Source organism: Streptococcus sp. HMSC034E12, assembly GCF_001835915.1.
Taxonomy (GTDB): Bacteria; Bacillota; Bacilli; order Lactobacillales; family Streptococcaceae; genus Streptococcus; species Streptococcus vaginalis.
The window spans coordinates 14,477-32,745 of the sequence record NZ_KV826482.1 but is presented as its reverse complement, the minus strand read 5'-3'; the positions used below and the strand labels follow the sequence as shown (position 1 = coordinate 32,745).

The window sequence follows — 18,269 nt, the reverse complement described above, 5'->3', positions numbered from 1 at the left end:
CCTTTTTTAAAATCTAAAATATAACTGTTGCGCTGATTGACTCACTTCATAGCCAAATTGCGCTTTTCCAATATCTTTTACGTTTGTCTGAAGCAATTGACTGTCTTGTTTCAATAAAATTTTACCATATTTCATCTTGTTCTCCTTTTTTGATACTACTTTGCAGCGAATTGCTCGCTGCAAGACTATGATTTACTCATTTTTGAACGAGGTAAGCAATGCAAGTAATCAACCATAAGTGAGCTGGATAAAAGATATAAAAGAAATACTTGCTCCACTTAGTCACAGAACCGCGTTCGCCATTATAGAGTGAAATGAAAGGCAGTACTGTGATAAAAAGCCAATCGGAATTATAAAACATCATTAACAGCGTATCGCTCCATGTCGGGTAAATCTGAATACTCATACAAAATAGGACAACCGCTAAAATACCATACAGAAGATTGCGGAGATTTCTCTTTTCTCTACAAGTATAGGTGATCAACATAAATGGAATAATGACCATGCCGCCTTCTGTCACAAAACCAGCAAGCAAACAACAAGTCCTAAGATAAAGCGGATGGGCTGCCGTTTAATGTTAATTGGGTCGTCATTGGGCGAAATTCCAAAAAAGAGAATTAGCGCAAGTACACCGCAAGCTAACGTTAGGAAAATATTATTATATATCTGAACTCCTTTAGAGTGAAACAGCAAATTGAGAATAGTATTTCCAACAAACATGATCATTGCCCAGAAAAAGAGACGCAGATTGTAAAGCAAGCGACTCCGTGTGTATCGAAACCCTTCTACTGCTGCGAAAGCGAACCAAACAGCTACACAACGTGTCAAAGCATGAAAAATTCCCTCCCATTCACCAGACAGTAAGCCTGGTATTTTCCCAAGATGATCAAAAACCATTAATAAAGCCATGAAGAGCTTCAGCTGAAAAGCATTCAATCCTTTTGTTTTTATGACTACCTCCTTTATCAAACATTGTTTATTTTCTAATCTTATGATACAAAAAAAGAAAGGCTGCTACCATAACATAACCTTTCATTTTTAGATATCAACCTTACACTTTTGTAAGATTGCATTCATTCAAATAACAATTTCTTCTCTTTGAACGTAATCATCACAGTTGTCCCTTCGCCGACCACAGAATGCAAATGTAATTCATGACCCAATTTATCCGCAATTTTCTTAGATAAATAGAGCCCTAATCCTGAAGATTGATGCGTCAAACGTCCATTATAACCAGAAAAACCTCGCTCAAATACACGGAGAAGATCGGAATTTTGAATCCCCAAACCAGTATCTTTCATATGCAAGGTATCTTCCTGAAAGAAAATTTCAATGCTACCTTGCTTCGTATATTTGAGACTATTAGAAAGCACTTGCTCTAAAATGACAAGAAACCACTTTTTATCTGTAATAACGGTGTGATTTAAATCATGCAAATTCAAACTAAGACCTTGCTGAATAAAGAAAAGCGTATATTTTTTGACGACTTCTTTAACTAAATCCTCTATATTTTCTTTCTCTACGACCAAGTCATCATGGAAGCTTTCTAACCGCAAATACTGCAAGACTAAGTTCGTATAAGAGTCAATCTTAAACAACTCCTGCTCCAATTGATTTTTGAACGTCTGCTCTTGTAAATCCTGCACCAAGAGCTTGCTCGCAGCAATCGGTGTCTTAATCTGATGCACCCAAAGTGTATAATAATCCAGTAAATCACTCTGCTTTTCTTGATGCTGTATTTTTAGCTCTTTTTTATCTTTTTCTAAAGTTCTAATTCTGGAGGTGAGCAATGCTTCTAAAGGAGTGTACGCATCGCTTTCACCATATAAGACAGCATGACGAAAATTTTGATATTGTTTCACAAAGTCTAAGATGAGTCCTATTAAGCTCGTCAAAAGCAAGAGTATTATAACATATTGCAAAACGGTGCGTTCATCTTCAAAAAGATAAGAAAAAATAAACAACAAACTATAAAAAATAAATAACAATGAACATAAAAGTTTTCGAGAACGCAGATAATATTTGAAAAATAGATGCTTATTCTGATGTTCCATTAATTAACCTGTACCCTATACCTTTCTTTGTTTCAATGAAATTCTTGAGACCGACTTCTTCTAATTTCTTGCGCAGCCGTGCAACATTCACAGATAAGGTATTATCATCAATAAAGAAATCACTATTCCAAAGTTCTTTCATGAGATCATCACGCGAAACAATACTGCCAGAATGCTCAAATAGCACACGCAGAATTTGAAATTCATTTTTCGTTAACGTAATCACTTCTCCATCATACATCATATCCATGGACTTGAGATTGAGAATAACCCCATGGTATTCCAACAAACTTTGATCTGTCCCAAATTCATACGAACGACGCAAGAGTCCTTGAACCTTAGCCAACAAGACATTATTGTCAAATGGCTTCGTCACAAAATCATCTCCGCCCATGTTAATCGCCATGACAATATCCATCGCCTGATCACGTGAAGATAAAAACATAATAGGCACTTTAGAAATCTTGCGAATTTCTTGGCACCAATGATAACCATTAAACAACGGTAGACCAATATCCATCAGGACTAGATGCGGTTCTTCCTTGACAAAAATCGTCAGCACCTGCATAAAATCCTCTACAGCAATCACCTCAAATCCCCATTGTTCCAGCATTTTTTTGACTTGTTGACGAATGACGGCATCGTCTTCCACTAATAATATCTTGTGCATCCTATCCCTCATTTCCGCTTTCTTTCTCTATTATAACAAAGACTTGCGAAAATATGCTATACTAACAATAGATTTTCAGAAAAGAGAACCTTTATGGGAAATATTTTTAACTATTTAGAAGATGTACAATACGACAGTATCTACGATCAGCCCTTTACAGAGCTAGATATTCTGCTTTTGACCGAGATCACGTATCTAAACTATGACACAATCGTAACGGACGATTTTGACCTGCAAAAAGCCAGCCGTTTAACTGATGTGCCACAATACATGCCCCAAGAAAATTCCATGATGAATACCAAACACCGCTTGACACTTTTGGACCAAGCCGCTAAGGTGAAACGCTATAAGAACATCAAACTCTTGGGTTATGTGAATGATATTGATCTTGATGTGCAAAAACAATTTGCTGCTATGACTTATAAGATTGATTTGGATACCTTTGTCATTGCTTTTCGCGGAACAGATGATTCCATTATCGGCTGGAAGGAAGATTTCCATATGACTTATATGGAACATGTCCCTGCCCAGCAAACTGCTGTACGCTACGTTCAAAAGGTCATGCAGGCTTTTCCAACAGCGACCTTTATCTTGACAGGACATTCCAAAGGTGGCAATCTAGCGACTTACGCTGGCAGCCAAGTGGAGCCTGCCTTGCAAGCAAGAATTTCTCAAATCTATAGTTTTGACGCTCCGGGATTGAATCACACAGTGATTGAAACAGACGGCTATCAGGAAATGGCTTCAAAAATCAAGCGCTACATTCCGCAGGGCTCTATTGTCGGGATGATGCTGGAAACACCTAAGCAAGCGCACATTGTAAAGAGTGTGGCTATTGGTGGTATTGCCCAGCATGATACCTTCTCTTGGCAAATTGAAAATGAGCACTTTGTCTTACTTGACACGCTCAACCCAGACAGCATTCAGACAGACAAAACTCTCAAAGAATGGGTGGAGACGGTTCCCGATGATGAACTTAAAGATTTCTTTGATGTCTTTTTCGGCCTCATTTTAGACGCTCAAATTACGTCCATTGATGAATTTTTCCAATCCAACAGTATCAAAAAATTACTGACTATTATCCAAAATGCCCAAGCCCTTACCGAGCAAGAAAAAGAAATGCTCAGCCGCCTAACACGCCTGCTCATCTCTATCCGTTACCAAGCTTGGATTGACGACTTTAAAACACCTAATCCAGCTGTTTTTATGATCGATATACGAGAAAGCTGGACTAGTCTGACGGAGAGGTTTTCGTTTTTAAATAAAGATGAATAGTGCATCATTATGTTTTATACTACAAAAGGGAGTCCTGTCTCACTCCTTTTTTTAACTACTACTCAAATAGGTCGTCCGAGCCTCGGACAGAGTGAACCATTTTTCAGGCAGGTTGTCCGACCCTCGGATGAAGTAAATCTATTTTCGTGAAGGTCGTCCGAGCCTCAGACGGAGCAAACTTCTTCTCAGGCAGGCTATCCGAGCCTCAGACGAAGTGAACCACTTTTCAGGCAGACTGTCCGACTCTCGGACGACGTGAACTACTTTTTAGGAAAATTATCCGGCCCTCAGACGTGGGGAAACAATTCTTAGATAAGCCGTTGATGTAGGTATAGACTACCAATTTCTTTTATTCCATTGACCGTAACGATAAACAAAGCGAGGCTGAGACATTATTGTCCCAGCCTCCTTTTTAATTCTAATCTTCCTGTGGGCTCACCCAATCAAGCTACCATTTGGTACATTTTGATTTACTGTGAGCAGAGTTAGTTGATTACCATATTCTGCTGAGAGGATCATGCCTTGGCTGATACGTCCCATCATCTTGCGTGGTTTGAGGTTCGCTACGATTTGGACTTTCTTGCCAACCAATTCTTGCTCGTTTGGATAGTATTTAGCAATCCCAGACAGAATTTGACGATCTTCGCCGTCTCCCGCATCCAAGCGGAATTGAAGCAATTTATCAGAACCTTCAACTTTAGAAACTTCTTTAACCTCTGCGACACGGATTTCTACTTTGTCAAAATCGTCAAACTTGATTTCCTTGCGGTTGAGTTTGAGTTCTACTTCTTCTGGCTCCCATTCCTTTTCAATGGCTGGCTTATTGGCTTCCATTTGCTCCTTGATGTAGGCAATCTCTGCGTCCATGTCTAGGCGTGGGAAGATTGGTGTTCCTTTTTTAACCACAGTTAAGCCTGCTGACAATCCTGCCAAGTTAAGATTTTCCAGCGAAGTTGCCTCTGGCAAACCAAGCTGACTCAAGATAGCGTCACTTGTTGTCATCATAAATGGCTTGATCAAATGTGCCACCACACGTAAACTAGCTACCAAATGTGCCATAACCGCTGCTAAATCATCACGTTTAGCTTCATCCTTCGCCAATATCCACGGAGCTGTCTCATCAATGTATTTATTGGTACGAGAAATAATATTCCAAACCGCTTCAAGGGCGCGTGGATAATCCACAGCATCCATCTGTTTGTGGTATTGTGCCAAACTATCAGCAACTACTGCTGCCAAATCAGCATCGAAGTCCGTCACATTTTCCACATAAACTGGAACTTCACCTTCAAAATACTTGTTAATCATAGCAACCGTGCGGTTGAGGAGGTTACCAAGGTCGTTAGCTAGTTCATAGTTGATACGACCAACATAATCTTCTGGCGTAAAAGTGCCATCAGAACCGACTGGAAGACTACGCATGAGATAATAGCGAAGCGGATCAAGTCCAAAACGCTCTACCAGCATTTCTGGATAAACGACATTTCCTTTAGACTTAGACATCTTGCCGTCCTTCATAACAAACCAACCGTGGGCAATCAGGCGCTCTGGTAATTTCAAGTCTAACATCATGAGCATAATTGGCCAATAAATGGAGTGGAAGCGCAGAATGTCTTTCCCAACCATATGAAAGACTGTACCGTTATTCCAGAATTTTTCAAAGTTGGCATCCGCATCCTGACCATAGCCCAGAGCTGTTACATAATTTAGCAGAGCATCAATCCAGACATACACAACGTGTTTTGGATTGGACGGTACAGGCACTCCCCAAGTGAAGGAAGTCCGTGATACTGCCAAGTCTTCCAATCCTGGCTCGATAAAGTTTTTGATAATTTCATTCATGCGACCATCAGGCTGAATAAAGTCTGGATGTGCATGGAAAAATTCTACCAAACGGTCAGCGTACTTACCCAAACGCAAGAAGTAAGATTCTTCTGACACCCATTCAACTTCGTGACCTGATGGGGCAATTCCTCCGATAACCTTGCCAGTTTCATCACGGAAAACTTCTTCTAACTGACTTTCAGTGAAAAATTCTTCATCAGAAACAGAGTACCAGCCTGAATATTCACCCAAGTAAATATCATCTTGAGCTAAGAGACGTTCAAAAACATCTGCTACTACTTTTTCATGATAATTATCGGTTGTGCGGATAAACTTATCATAAGAAATATCCAGCAGTTGCCAAAGTTCTTTTACTCCTTTCGCCATCCCGTCAACATATTTCTGAGGAGTAACACCCGCTTCTTCTGCTTTCTGTTGAATCTTTTGACCGTGCTCATCAAGCCCTGTCAAATAAAAAACATCATAACCCATAAGACGCTTGTAACGAGCAAGGACATCGCAGGCAATGGTCGTGTAAGCAGAGCCAATGTGGAGCTTGCCACTTGGATAATAGATTGGTGTTGTAATATAAAAATTCTTTTCAGTCATAGTTTTTCCTTTCAAGGCAAATGAAACCTTTTTTAGTAACACTCTATTATAACATATTACACAGCTTTTTAAATGAAAAATAGAGTTGACTTACGTTGTACTCATAATCATTAGTATATTATTCTTGCTTAAATCTTATTCTTAGTATAAAATAATAGTATTGAATGAGGCTTGTTTTATATGAACTTAGTATGTTATCAATGAGTTTTCGTTCTCTACACTACGTTTTATGAGGAGTTATGGAAACGAATGAAAATGATAGGTTGGGTGGCGACATTCATGTCTGTTATGATGTATGTATCTTATATCCCACAAATTATGGACAATTTAGCTGGACATAAGGGAAACTTTATCCAACCTTTGGTAGTTGCAATCAACTGTAGCCTTTGGGTTTATTATGGTTTGTTTAAAAAAGAACGCGATTTACCACTTGCTACTGCAAATGCTCCAGGTATTGTATTTGGATTTATTACTGTACTAACAGCAATGTTCTAACCCTGATTGAATTCTCTTACTGTCCTATCTGACAGTAAGGATTTTTGTTGACAGTTCTTACAAGAATAGAATTACAAACAAAAATTCTGATTTACTCAAAAACAAAAGCTCTATCTGAATGGACTAGTCAGATAGAGCTTTATTTTTTATATTTGTGCCGTTTTAGAAAAAGATTTTTTAATATTCCTTTGCTATCTTTAATGCTATCTGTTTTTAAACTATAATTTCAACAGCAGCTTCATTTTTCACCTTTTTATCTCAAATAAGCTTCGCAGCACCTTTATCCTAATTTCTCTGCAAGATTCCTAGCAAGATCTCCTTTTCTCTTTTTCGCTTTTATCTATTCAAAAAGGAAAATACTCTTAATACGTCACAACGCTCAAGTTACCACTTTCATATTCTGCGATGAAGATATTAGAAATATCAGTATAGCCTTCCTTAGCAAGCCTCTCGATTAACCATTCTTCTGTTTTGTCAATAGAATCTAAAATATCAATCTGGACAACACCGTCTGTGATAATGGGGTATTTCGGATTTTCCTCACCTGCCTGTACGACAATAAGCTGACCGTTTTGTTCCATGACTGCTCGTTTAACTTGCTTTAGTTGAAAAATTCCTTGGCTACGCAACTTCAGAGCCACATCAGCCGCTGAAAGGCCAACGGAGCGGCAGGCTTCAGGGCTTAACTTCCCGTGCTGAATCAGGGTAGTCGGTTTACCATCAATCAAATGCTTGACTGTCCGAATATTGTTATTGAGCCATTTTAGAGTCAAGACCAAAATCGTCCACATAATGAGGATGATCGCATACTGGAGAATGTTAATAGAACTATTGTAAATCACCCCACCAATAATACCACCTAGAACATAATTTTGAATCTGGTCGATTGCGGAATTAGGTGCCAGATTTCCTTTTCCTGTCACATTGATAACAAACACGAGTGAAAACAGCCCCAACGCTAGTTTAATCAGGATTTCAAGAAAATTCAATGTCATTTTTTAACCTCCACTAATTTGATATCCGTTGTCTTATGTAATTTAATTTTTTCCAGTAAATACTTATCTGGCTCACTGCCACTCATAGCTCGATAAAAATCTTCTCCAACTTTTAAAATCGCTCCATCCGTCGCAGCTGAAGTGTTGACATAAACCTCTGACTTATCTACTCCCAAATCTTTTGAAATAACTTCAATAAAATGAAGAGAAGTTTGGAACTGGTTATTAGAGGCTTGATTGGTCTGAAAAGTACTAATCCCAATCAGAACGATAGCAATCAAAGACAAAATGGAGATAATCGCCAATTCACGAAATTTCGAATCGCGCTTATTTCGATAAGCCTTAAAAGCAAAAAAAACTGTCACAAGTAACAACAAAATAGAAAGTCCAATCGTCACCCAGTTTTGCTGGTTGATTTGACTCAAAACATAATCATAAGAATAAAATTTCATTTTTTCTCCCTCTATTTTCTCGGTCTATTATAGAAAATTTTTCAATATTTCTAGAAATCGTATTTTAACAAGATAATAGGAGCGAGACAAAAATCAGCAACTCAAAGAGTTCAATTTTGTCGTCCCGCTCCCACAACGATAATTAGACTAAAAAAGTTTCAAGCTAAACAGCAAATGAATCAATGTATCCTTTTAGATAACCAGTAAGAATAAATCATTGGCACTACAATCATAATGATTAGAGTAAAAACAAGCACGAACGTAACTGCAATCTGAACGAAACTATTAAAGAAAATGATAATACCACCAATTACCCAAATTTTACCAGCCAGACGATGTGTCTTTATCCAATTATCATCATTATCCAAAGTCCATGGGAGACGTATACCAACCGTATAATTGCGACGAGTTTTTGGCATGTAATTCCCAATAGCAATAAATAGAACTCCTAAAAACATACCATTCATCAGAGCATGATTAACTGCATAACCCAAGGCTTGCGCGTAAATAGCTGTCATGACTAAACAAGATGTCAAAGGAATAATCCAATAAACCAGATGCCACATTTTCAAGCTAATATTCTTAGATTTAGGATCCTTGCTAGTCACAAATAAACAAAACCAATGTAGAAGCAGCAGAAAACTAGGAATACCAAAAACAGTAAACCCTCGACTACTGAATCCATTTACTTGATTCGAAAAATCAAAATGCGTTGCGACTGTTTGGGGCAACTGTTGCCAGAAAAAGCAGCCTATCAACATAGGCACCAAAATACTAGCACTTGTTAGTATCAATAGTTTTTTATCAATCTTCATTAGTCTTATCTCCTTTCAATTCAGCTAACCAAACTACAATTTCTTCCAAGACTGAAGTATTGAGTTCATAATAGATATAATTTTTCTGGCGCGTCTCCAAAATCAAATCTGCTTTTTTTAAAATATTAAGATGGTGCGAAATGGTAGCTCCCGTCAGCTCAAAATGTTCCGCTATTTCCCCAGCAGACAGACTGCCCATTTTTAACAAATCTAAAATCGCTCTTCTCACAGGATGAGATAAGGCCTTAAAGGTATTAGCGAAACTCATGAGTTTCCCTCTTTTCTTTTTGTAAAATGGCTAGCGCTAAACACAAGAAAGGTAAAACTGCCAGAAGTCCTGTGGGTGTCGGACCTAGAATACGCAAGGCTAATGCTTTTTCTGTTGGCAATTGAAATAAAAGACCCACGCCAACAATGGCATTAACAGCACCGTGCAAGAGTGTTGGAGCCCAGATAGAATTCGTCTTTTCCATCACCCAACTTAATAAAACGCCTAAACTAAAACAAAAAACAAACATTGCAAGCACTCCCAGCCAAGGATATGCAAAATAAGTTAGTCCATAATTATATCCCTGCAAATTAATCGGCAGATGCCAAATACTCCAGATAAGTCCAACTAATAAGTGTGTTTGAACTATTGAAAAACGCTTGCGTAGTGCTGGATAAAGATAACCACGCCACCCAATTTCCTCACCAATAGCAAACAGACTATTAAGAAAAGGCGCATACGTCAAAGCTGAAAATAGTTGTGCAAAAATAACGATCTGTATGGGAAGATTTATTTGAGGACTACCTGTTCTTCCCAGCATTTCTCGCAACATCTCAAAACCAAGACTAAACTGTTTGCTAAAGACGATGTAATACAGTCCTGCTCCTAAAAAACTCAATACCGCAGGCAACCAAAGCACTAATAAATAATAGCGCCAACATCCTTTGAGATTTGTTGAAAATTGAGCCTGTAATTTCATGTTTGCTGATCTCATTTTCTTTAAGATAAAAAAAGCAAAAGCTGGCATCCACATGGCAAGAATAGTTCCAGCCTGAGCGATAGGCTCGCCAAGCTTGACATTAGCTAACCATAGCCCAATCCAAATCAACCAAGCTAAGCTATAAGATAAAAAAATAAAAGTAAGCATATCCGTTTTCTTCGACATTTAAGTTACACTTTCTATTTAGATAATCTTCTAAATAGAATTATACTCTTTCTTTTAAAAAACACAAGACCTATTTAGACTTTTTTCTAAATAGTTTTAAAAAAGAAAGAGGGCAGGACAAAATCAATAACTTAAAGAGTTGGATTTTGTCATTCCGCTCCGCAGCAGCAATGATTAGCTCCAGTAGTCCGAGGAGCTGTTGAAGGCTACAAATACAGCTAACGAGAGCAGCGTCAATAAACTTGATTAAAACTTTGTTATTGCTTTCTACGAAAGATCTATTTATCACCTGCCCTATTTTTTGAGTAAACCACACTAAACTGCGTTTTACAAACAATATTATTATAAAAACATTTTCCCAAATCTCTTTTACAAAATCAAAGATACTATCAAAACAAGAAGAACAGTAAGAATAGAAAGTGTCACAGCCAGACTTACCCAAAAACCAGCTGTGTTCCTTGGATTGTTCCCAATTCCCACACCGATTTCTTTAGGTATCCAAAATGGTTCAGTAGAAGATTGCTTTCCCTTCAAACGAAGTAACCTAATCAGGTACCAAATAAAGAATATGAATAAAACAATATGTAACAATAGTCCTCCCATTATATCTCCTTTCACCAGTATTATACACTTTACTCTCCTTTTTACAACCTCAAACTCGCCGAGTCAGTCATTTTTTGATACAATAGAAAAAAATGAATCTAGAAAAGGTATCTATATGAAACTCATTTCTTGGAATATTGACTCTCTCAATGCAGCTTTGACCAGTGACTCCGCACGCGCGCAATTGTCACAAGCTGTTTTACAGACTTTAGTAGGATTAGACGCTGATATTATCGCCATTCAAGAGACTAAATTATCTGCTAACGGACCAACTAAAAAACATCTAAAAGTTTTGGATGAATTATTCCCACATTATGAAACTACATGGCGCTCTTCTATAGAACCTGCACGTAAAGGTTATGCAGGAACTATGTTTTTATACAAAGAGAATCTATCTCCAAAAATAACCTTCCCAGAAATCGGTGCACCTTCTACTATGGATGCCGAAGGGCGTATTATTACCCTTGAGTTTGAAAAATTCTTTGTCACACAAGTCTACACTCCCAATGCAGGTGATGGTTTAAAACGTTTAGAAGAACGACAAATCTGGGACAAAAAATATGCTGACTATCTAACAGCTTTAGACATAGAAAAACCTGTCCTTGCGACAGGGGACTACAATGTAGCCCACAATGAGATTGACCTCGCTCATCCTTCTAGCAACCGTCGCTCACCTGGATTTACAGATGAAGAACGATCCGGATTTACCAATCTGTTAAATCGTGGTTTTACGGATACTTTCCGTTACATTCACGGCGATATTCCAAATGTTTATAGCTGGTGGGCACAACGCAGCAAGACCAGCAAAATCAATAACAGTGGCTGGAGAATTGATTACTGGCTGACTAGCAATCGAATTGCAGATAAAGTAACCAAGTCAGAAATGATTGACTCAGGTACAAGGCAAGACCACACACCAATTGTATTGGAAATTGAGTTATAAAAAAAGAGGTTTCTCCTCTTTTTTTCAATCAAAATGATACAGTTGTGGATACTGGTCACATTCAGGATTTCTTGGGTGGCAAATTTCACGACCAAAGCAAATCATAGCTTGGTGAGCTGGAAGCCATTCATTTTTGGGCAGAACTTCCATCACACGTTGTTCGACTTCTAAAGGACTAGCGGACTTTTTAACAATATCATGGTGTTTGCAAATCCGCTCCACATGGGTATCCACCGCAAAAGCTGGAATACCAAAGCCAACACTCATGACCACATTGGCTGTTTTGCGTCCCACACCCGCAAGACTTTCCAATTCTTTTCGTGTATGTGGGACTTGACCGCCAAAGTCATCTAGCAACTGCTGAGCACATTTTTTCAAAAACTTAGCCTTATTGCGATAAAGCCCCAGACGAGCAATATAGCTGGCAATTTCGCTTTCTGAAGCCGCCGCCATTTCCTGTGGAGTTGGATAGGCTTTAAAAAGGGCTGGTGTGACTGTGTTGACTGCTGCATCGGTCGTTTGAGCTGACAGCATGACTGCGACTAACAATTCAAAATGATTGGTAAAATTCAAGCTAGGTTTTGCATCTGGAAATAGGGCGATGATTTCCTCAATTACCTTTCGCGCACGTTTTTTTGATAAAACCATTTTTTCTCTTTTCGTTTTTTACTAATATTCAATGAAAATCAAACAGTCTCACAGACTGTTTAGCAACCTTGCAAGGTGAGACTATACAAAATATCTGACGGAATATGTTGTATCGAATGATTAAATCAAAAGAGCGACGATTAACATTTTCAAATTTTAGTTCTATCTCACTCCCAAGCTAACAAGGTTTGAAGAAATTTTCTCAGTGTATAAAAACATTATAACACGAACAGCAATGATACCAAAATAGAGAGCTTAAAAAGAAGTGAGACGACAAAATGGATTTCTTTAAAATCGCAATTGTTGCCTCACTTCTTTTTTATTTACAAATCTAATATTGCATATTCTATGCGGTATCCTATTTGCAGGATTTTTCCGTCTTTTTCTAAGATTGGTCGTTTGATGAGCATGCCATCGGTTGCTAAAAGCTCTGCAGCTTCTTCGTCGGACAATCCTGATAGTTTATCTTTCAAACCTAGCTCACGATATTTGAGCCCGCTAGTGTTGAAGAAAGATTTGATGTTTAAATCAGAATTTTCCATCCAAGTTAAAATTTCCTCTTTACTCGGTGTTTCCTTGACAATATCTACTGCTTCAAAGTCCAAACCCAACTGGCTTAATTCAGCCTTGGCTTTGCGACAGGTCGAACATTTTGGATATTCAATAAATCGTAACATATCATTTTCTCCATTTGTATCATTTATCTAAAGCTTTCTCGCTAAGCTCTACGCCTTCATGCTTCAGCAACCACATTTTCTTGTCTAATCCCCCAGCATAACCGGTTAATTGCCCTTGACTTCCCAGAACTCGATGACAGGGAACGATGATAGAAAAGGGATTTCTGCCCACAGCGCCACCAACAGCCTGCGCCGAGTGAATATCTAACTCCTTTGCTATCTGACCATACGTGACCGTTCTCCCATAAGGAATAGTTTGCAAATAAGCCCAGACCCGTTGTTGAAAATCCGTCCCAACAGGAGCCAAAACAAGACTCGAAAAGTCTGGATACTTTCCGCTAAAATAATCATCTAGCAAAAGACGAGTTCTTTTCAGAATATCATTTTCTACTGGCATCGTGGCTTTCTCTAAACCACGCTCAAAATATTTCTGCTTGAAAAACCAAGCTCCAACAAGCCCTGTCTCATCAGCAACCAAAGACATTTCTCCTAAAGGGGAAATATAAATTTGTTTATAAAAAGTCATTTTTACTCACTGACTTGCTCATGATAACGAGCATATAATTCACTCTTATTCCAGCCGTATTTTTTCGCTACTTCTTTGATAGCTTGATTTTTCTTTGCTCCTGCTGCTACTAGAAGATCAACCTCTACCAACAAATCCGCTTCTGACTGTTCAATCTCTTCTTCCTTAAAACCTTCTACGATTAACAAACATTCACCTTTTAGTGGATTTTCCGTAATAAAGCCAGTCACTTCCGAAATCAAGCCGCGCTGGTATTCTTCATAAATCTTAGTTAATTCCCGTACTAGTACTACAGAACGATCCCCATAGATACTGAGCATATTTTCTAAAGTGGCTTTGACCCGATGAGGAGATTCGTAAAAAATCTGTGTCTCTGGATAGGCTTTTTTATTAGAAAAAAACTCTTTTTGCTGACCAGCCTTGCGTGGCAAAAATCCATAAAAAATATGAGGTTGTGGAGCTAAGCCACTAGCTATCAAAGCTGAAATGCCTGCGCTGGGACCAGGCACAGTCACTACTGCGATTTCCTCAGCAATAGCAGCTTTAACTAAATCATGCCCCGGATCCGAAATACTAGGCAAGCCGGCATCCGAAACCTGAGCAATATTCTGCCCGCTTTTCAGCAAACGAATCAAATCAGGGATTTTTTCTTTGGCATTATGCTCGTGAAAGCTAATCTGCTTCGTAGTAATACCAAAATGCTTGAGCAACAAACCAGTATTTCTGGTATCTTCTGCTGCAATGAAATCGACTTCTTTCAGAGTATTCACCATACGGATGCTCATATCGTCCATATTCCCAATCGGAGTAGCCACCAGATAGAGCTTCCCATAAGGAGACTGACCTTTAAAACTTTTTTGAATCTGCATGCTTACTCCCTAAACAGCAACTCGTCACAAAACATGCATTCTGCATCATTTTCACGGCGTTGACCATAAAAATCCGTACAGACATGAAAACCGTCTTCGTATAATTTACGCAGATTATCGCGATTTCTTTTTGTTTTTGGTGTTGTTGTATGCTCCACTTGGCCCAATCGCTCTCGTAATTTATCATTTTCCAAACGAAGCGCTACGTTTTCTTCTACTACGCCTTTCAGATTTTTCTTAATTGCCTCTACTTCTGCCAAAGTCACAAGCAGATTTTGAGAAAATTCATCAAGAGCATCAAATAATTCTTTTTTATTCATCCTCACTACCATTTTCCTGTGCCAACGTAGCACATCATTCTCTTTCTTGTAACACCATATATTCTAGTGCATTTTGAAAACTAACATTTGCTTGCCACATTTTCCTCGCTGTAAATATACCGTCTAAGTAATAGCGTCCACACTCTGTTTCCATCTCTTTAGCAAATAAAATTTCCAGCACCTTCAAAGCCTGTCCTTGCTTTTCCTTATCATCAGCCAGACTAGCTAACTTCGCAACCTGCAAATAGGCGATTGCTTTTTGATTCAAGCAAAAAGATACAAGACATTCACATTCATTAACTAGTTCAAAAAATGATGAACTAGCTGCCAAACGCATAGCTTCTTCTTCCGTCTGACTGTAAACTGTCAACAATTCTGCTTGCATCTTCATCACTCCAGCTTGTTCTAATTCCTCAAACAAATATGCTTTATTTTTCGGAAAATAAAATCGCTGCGCTCGACTTTTAATGGTCGGCAAAATAAGGTTTTCATCTGCCGTCAGTAAAAAAATATACACTTCACTTTGCGGCTCTTCAATCACTTTCAGCAGTGAATTAGCCGCATTGACATGCATTTTTTCTGCGTCACAAATGATAAAAACTTGCTTGTTGCTCTCAAATCCAGACTGCGAAAAATTGCGTACCAATTCTCTGACTCGCTCTGTCTTTATAATATTATTGATTGGTCGAACAACCGTCACATCTGAAAAATCCTCTGCCTCAATCAAGCAGCAATTTCGACATTCACCACAGGGTAAGACACCATTTTTATTGGTACAAAATAAACTCTGTGCTAAACATTGAGCCATCTCAAAACTACCGCAAGCTCCTGTAAACAAATAAGCATGATTCAGCCGATGTTGCTGTAAAATGTGCTCAAAACGCTCAAACAAAACTGGCTGCAACTGAGCTAATTCTTCTATTTTCATCTTAAACTCTCAACTCGTTCTGCCAATACTGCTAAAGTATCTGCGACGACCTTTTCTAATGGCTGACTGGCATCAATCTTTCTCACACGATTTGGCTCTTTTTCAAGAATAGACAAATATCCCTCACGCACGCGCTGGTGCCATTCCACACTTTCACGATCCAAACGGTCCGCACCACGCTCTTTGCTCTTAGCAATACGAGCCAAGCCCTCCTCTGCTTCAATATCAAAATAAAGGGTCAAATCTGGCTTCAAACCGTCGGTCGCAAAATCATTCAGCCAATCAATATCAGCCACCTTCAGACCTCGACCAAAACCTTGATACGCCACCGAACTATCAATAAAGCGATCCACCAGCACCATTTCACCACGATCTAAAGCAGGCAAAATACGTTCCACCAAATGTTGCCTGCGACTGGCAATATAAAGGAGCAATTCCGTTTTTTCATCGATTTCCGTATGCTTCGGATCTAAAACAACATCGCGAATCTTCTCCGCAACTGCCACTCCACCAGGCTCACGCGTTGTGACAAACGCCTGCCCTTTTGCTTCTAAAATGGGAATCAAAGCTTCTAAAACACTTGATTTTCCTGCACCATCTGGTCCCTCTAAAGAGATGAACATTCCTTTTGACATACTAACTCATTTCTTCCTTTTTCTCCTTTCTATTTTAACAAAAAACTCCAGAAAAATCATTGTCAGAAAAAGTTTAAAAAAATTTTTTCAAAATGATACATAAGTTTTCAAGATTTGATACAATAGAATGTACAGAAATTATTAGGAGGTTATCATGTCTAAGTTTAAAAACTATCTAACGATTGTTCTAGGAGCTGGAATTTTTGCTTTTGCAATCAATTATCTGATTATTCCGAATCATTTGTATGAGGGAGGCGCAACTGGTGTGACCCTCATTACATACTATCTTTTTAAGATTCCTGTTTCACTGATGAATCTCATCATCAACATTCCTCTTTTCATTATTGCTTGGAAAATTTTTGGATCGCGGCTTTTGTACTCTAGCATCTTAGGAACCTTTGCCGTTTCTGCTTGGCTGGCGGTCTTTGAAAAAATCCCTTTCGTGATTAACCTTGAAGGCGACCTCGTGATTGTGACGCTTCTGACAGGGATTATTGCTGGTGTTGGACTAGGAATTGTTTTCAATGCCGGTGGTACGACTGGCGGTACCGATATTATTGCTCGAATCGCTAACAAGTATACGAATATCTCCATGGGAAAATTGATGTTTACTGTAGACTTCTGCGTCCTTATTTTCGTTATACTTGTTTTTAAAGATGTTCGCCTAGTGACTTATACCTTGATTTTTGTCTTTATCGCTTCACGAGTGATTGACTTGATTGGTGAAGGCGGTTATGCCGGCAAGGGCTTCATGGTTATTACTAGCCGCCCAGAAGAATTGGCAAAGAAAATTGATGAAGATCTCGGTCGTGGAATTACTTTCATCAATGGACAAGGCTACTACAGCGAGAATGATTTGAAACTCATTTACTGCGTCGTTGGACGAAACGAAATGCAATCCATGAAAAAAGTTATTCATAGCGTCGATCCACATGCCTTTATTACCATTACAGATGCCCATGAAATCCTTGGTGAAGGCTTTACCTTAGATGTCAATAAGCAACCGATTCAGAAATAATCTTGCTCCCATTATAAAAAAACGCATGAACACAGTTAAATGAACTGCTCTCATGCGTTATTTGTTGTCTTATAATGCTTTTGCTGAAGTACGGGTAATGTTTTCTACCTGAATGCCTTTGTCTTCAAATTTCGCTTTTAAAGCCGGCAAATCCACATTACCATCAATTTGAACTTCAATGATAACTTTGCCATCTTTGCGTGGAATATTAACAGCGTTAGAGATATTGAGATTTTCTTCGACAATCAAATGCACAATCTTCTCCAACACGCCGACTTCATCTTCTGTAATGAAACGCACGCGAATGCCTTCTTCACCATAGCCAGCAATTTCAAGAAAGGCTCTGAAAACATCACGATCTGTAATGACGCCGTATACTTGCTGATTGTCCACCACTGGCAAAATGCCAATTTTATTTTTCAACATCAAGTAAGTAGCATCTTCCAAACTAGCAAATTGTGACACCGTCACCACATCACGAATCATGACGTCTTTAATCTTTGTCTTGTTTAGCAAATAATTCATCTCGTAAATGGATAAGCTCGTTGCTTTTGAAGGGCTTGCTTCGGCAATCGTTCCTTCAGTCACCAAACCAACCAATTGGTCATTTTCAATAACAGGAAGCCGGTGTAATCCCTGCTCACGCATAATATCCGCCGCATGCGCTACTGTCGTGTCTGGGCTAATATACACCACTTTTCGCGTCATAAAATCTTTAACTGCCATGGAAATCTCCTTTATCTCTGATTTTTCAGTTCT

At 38.7% G+C, this 18,269-nt stretch carries 22 protein-coding genes and 1 pseudogene; 4 read left to right on the top strand and 19 right to left on the bottom strand.

What is annotated here, in order from left to right; all coding sequences use genetic code 11:
• Positions 1–6: 6 nt before the first annotated feature.
• From HMPREF2574_RS10985 to HMPREF2574_RS09530, 4 genes and pseudogenes are all read right to left on the bottom strand, one after another.
• On the bottom strand, positions 7–135 hold the full coding sequence (locus tag HMPREF2574_RS10985) for a hypothetical protein (RefSeq protein ID WP_024052016.1): 129 nt from the start codon (positions 133–135) through the stop codon (positions 7–9).
• Positions 136–196: 61 nt separating this feature from the next.
• Positions 197–951, bottom strand: a pseudogene (locus tag HMPREF2574_RS09540) (TraX family protein).
• Between the two features lie 122 nt (positions 952–1,073).
• Entirely contained in the window at positions 1,074–2,054 is a 981-nt protein-coding gene (locus tag HMPREF2574_RS09535; RefSeq protein ID WP_024052018.1) for a sensor histidine kinase, read from the bottom strand.
• A complete protein-coding gene (locus HMPREF2574_RS09530) occupies positions 2,038–2,724 on the bottom strand; it encodes a response regulator transcription factor (protein ID WP_003073462.1) in 687 nt (228 codons plus the stop codon). Before HMPREF2574_RS09530 ends, HMPREF2574_RS09535 begins: the two co-directional genes overlap by 17 nt.
• 93 nt (positions 2,725–2,817) lie before the next feature.
• Between HMPREF2574_RS09530 and HMPREF2574_RS09525 the strand changes: the two genes are divergently transcribed.
• Positions 2,818–3,999, top strand: coding sequence for a DUF2974 domain-containing protein (locus tag HMPREF2574_RS09525; RefSeq protein WP_070812510.1), 1,182 nt, complete (start codon positions 2,818–2,820; stop codon positions 3,997–3,999).
• A 435-nt stretch (positions 4,000–4,434) separates the two neighbouring features.
• On the opposite strand, the gene metG is transcribed toward HMPREF2574_RS09525, so the two are convergent.
• Entirely contained in the window at positions 4,435–6,432 is a 1,998-nt protein-coding gene (metG, locus tag HMPREF2574_RS09520; protein WP_024052021.1) for a methionine--tRNA ligase, read from the bottom strand.
• A gap of 249 nt (positions 6,433–6,681) precedes the next feature.
• Between metG and HMPREF2574_RS09515 the strand changes: the two genes are divergently transcribed.
• The gene (locus tag HMPREF2574_RS09515; protein WP_024052022.1) at positions 6,682–6,927 is read left to right on the top strand and encodes a SemiSWEET family transporter; all 246 of its coding nucleotides are present in this window, start codon (positions 6,682–6,684) and stop codon (positions 6,925–6,927) included.
• A 362-nt stretch (positions 6,928–7,289) separates the two neighbouring features.
• Here the strand turns inward: HMPREF2574_RS09515 and HMPREF2574_RS09510 are convergent, their stop codons facing one another.
• From HMPREF2574_RS09510 to HMPREF2574_RS09480, 6 genes are all read right to left on the bottom strand, one after another.
• On the bottom strand, positions 7,290–7,922 hold the full coding sequence (locus HMPREF2574_RS09510) for a DUF421 domain-containing protein (RefSeq protein ID WP_003034245.1): 633 nt from the start codon (positions 7,920–7,922) through the stop codon (positions 7,290–7,292).
• Positions 7,919–8,374, bottom strand: a complete 456-nt coding sequence (locus HMPREF2574_RS09505) for a DUF3290 family protein (protein ID WP_024052023.1) — start codon at positions 8,372–8,374, stop codon at positions 7,919–7,921. Before HMPREF2574_RS09505 ends, HMPREF2574_RS09510 begins: the two co-directional genes overlap by 4 nt.
• Positions 8,375–8,553: 179 nt before the next feature.
• A complete protein-coding gene (locus HMPREF2574_RS09500; protein WP_024052024.1) occupies positions 8,554–9,189 on the bottom strand; it encodes an SdpI family protein in 636 nt (211 codons plus the stop codon).
• A complete protein-coding gene (locus tag HMPREF2574_RS09495) occupies positions 9,179–9,457 on the bottom strand; it encodes an autorepressor SdpR family transcription factor (protein WP_024052025.1) in 279 nt (92 codons plus the stop codon). Before HMPREF2574_RS09495 ends, HMPREF2574_RS09500 begins: the two co-directional genes overlap by 11 nt.
• Positions 9,444–10,343 carry a CPBP family intramembrane glutamic endopeptidase gene (locus tag HMPREF2574_RS09490; RefSeq protein ID WP_070241570.1) on the bottom strand — a complete coding sequence of 300 codons (900 nt, stop codon included), beginning with the start codon at positions 10,341–10,343 and terminating at the stop codon, positions 9,444–9,446. Before HMPREF2574_RS09490 ends, HMPREF2574_RS09495 begins: the two co-directional genes overlap by 14 nt.
• Positions 10,344–10,712: 369 nt before the next feature.
• Positions 10,713–10,946 (bottom strand): hypothetical protein, encoded by a 234-nt coding sequence (locus HMPREF2574_RS09480; RefSeq protein ID WP_024052027.1) that lies wholly within the window; start codon positions 10,944–10,946, stop codon positions 10,713–10,715.
• Positions 10,947–11,061: 115 nt separating this feature from the next.
• Between HMPREF2574_RS09480 and HMPREF2574_RS09475 the strand changes: the two genes are divergently transcribed.
• Complete coding sequence (locus HMPREF2574_RS09475) at positions 11,062–11,889, top strand: exodeoxyribonuclease III (protein ID WP_024052028.1); 828 nt, start codon at positions 11,062–11,064, stop codon at positions 11,887–11,889.
• 24 nt (positions 11,890–11,913) lie between these two features.
• Here the strand turns inward: HMPREF2574_RS09475 and nth are convergent, their stop codons facing one another.
• The 7 genes from nth to tmk all read right to left on the bottom strand — a co-directional run bounded on the left by nth (position 11,914) and on the right by tmk (position 16,492).
• Positions 11,914–12,537: an endonuclease III gene (gene nth / locus HMPREF2574_RS09470; protein WP_024052029.1), complete on the bottom strand. Its 624-nt coding sequence runs from the start codon at positions 12,535–12,537 to the stop codon at positions 11,914–11,916.
• 323 nt (positions 12,538–12,860) lie between these two features.
• On the bottom strand, positions 12,861–13,214 hold the full coding sequence (locus HMPREF2574_RS09465) for an arsenate reductase family protein (protein ID WP_024052030.1): 354 nt from the start codon (positions 13,212–13,214) through the stop codon (positions 12,861–12,863).
• 19 nt (positions 13,215–13,233) lie between these two features.
• Positions 13,234–13,740, bottom strand: coding sequence for a methylated-DNA--[protein]-cysteine S-methyltransferase (locus tag HMPREF2574_RS09460; protein ID WP_070812509.1), 507 nt, complete (start codon positions 13,738–13,740; stop codon positions 13,234–13,236).
• A gap of 2 nt (positions 13,741–13,742) precedes the next feature.
• On the bottom strand, positions 13,743–14,609 hold the full coding sequence (gene rsmI / locus HMPREF2574_RS09455; protein WP_070812508.1) for a 16S rRNA (cytidine(1402)-2'-O)-methyltransferase: 867 nt from the start codon (positions 14,607–14,609) through the stop codon (positions 13,743–13,745).
• A 2-nt stretch (positions 14,610–14,611) separates the two neighbouring features.
• Positions 14,612–14,929, bottom strand: coding sequence for a DNA replication initiation control protein YabA (gene yabA, locus HMPREF2574_RS09450; protein WP_003025601.1), 318 nt, complete (start codon positions 14,927–14,929; stop codon positions 14,612–14,614).
• A 34-nt stretch (positions 14,930–14,963) separates the two neighbouring features.
• Positions 14,964–15,857 (bottom strand): DNA polymerase III subunit delta', encoded by an 894-nt coding sequence (locus HMPREF2574_RS09445; RefSeq protein WP_024052033.1) that lies wholly within the window; start codon positions 15,855–15,857, stop codon positions 14,964–14,966.
• Complete coding sequence (gene tmk, locus HMPREF2574_RS09440) at positions 15,854–16,492, bottom strand: dTMP kinase (RefSeq protein ID WP_024052034.1); 639 nt, start codon at positions 16,490–16,492, stop codon at positions 15,854–15,856. Before tmk ends, HMPREF2574_RS09445 begins: the two co-directional genes overlap by 4 nt.
• A gap of 154 nt (positions 16,493–16,646) precedes the next feature.
• On the opposite strand from tmk, the gene HMPREF2574_RS09435 reads away from it, so the two are divergent.
• Entirely contained in the window at positions 16,647–17,510 is an 864-nt protein-coding gene (locus tag HMPREF2574_RS09435; RefSeq protein ID WP_024052035.1) for a YitT family protein, read from the top strand.
• 69 nt (positions 17,511–17,579) lie between these two features.
• On the opposite strand, the gene HMPREF2574_RS09430 is transcribed toward HMPREF2574_RS09435, so the two are convergent.
• Positions 17,580–18,236 carry a CBS domain-containing protein gene (locus HMPREF2574_RS09430; RefSeq protein WP_024052036.1) on the bottom strand — a complete coding sequence of 219 codons (657 nt, stop codon included), beginning with the start codon at positions 18,234–18,236 and terminating at the stop codon, positions 17,580–17,582.
• Positions 18,237–18,269: the final 33 nt, after the last annotated feature.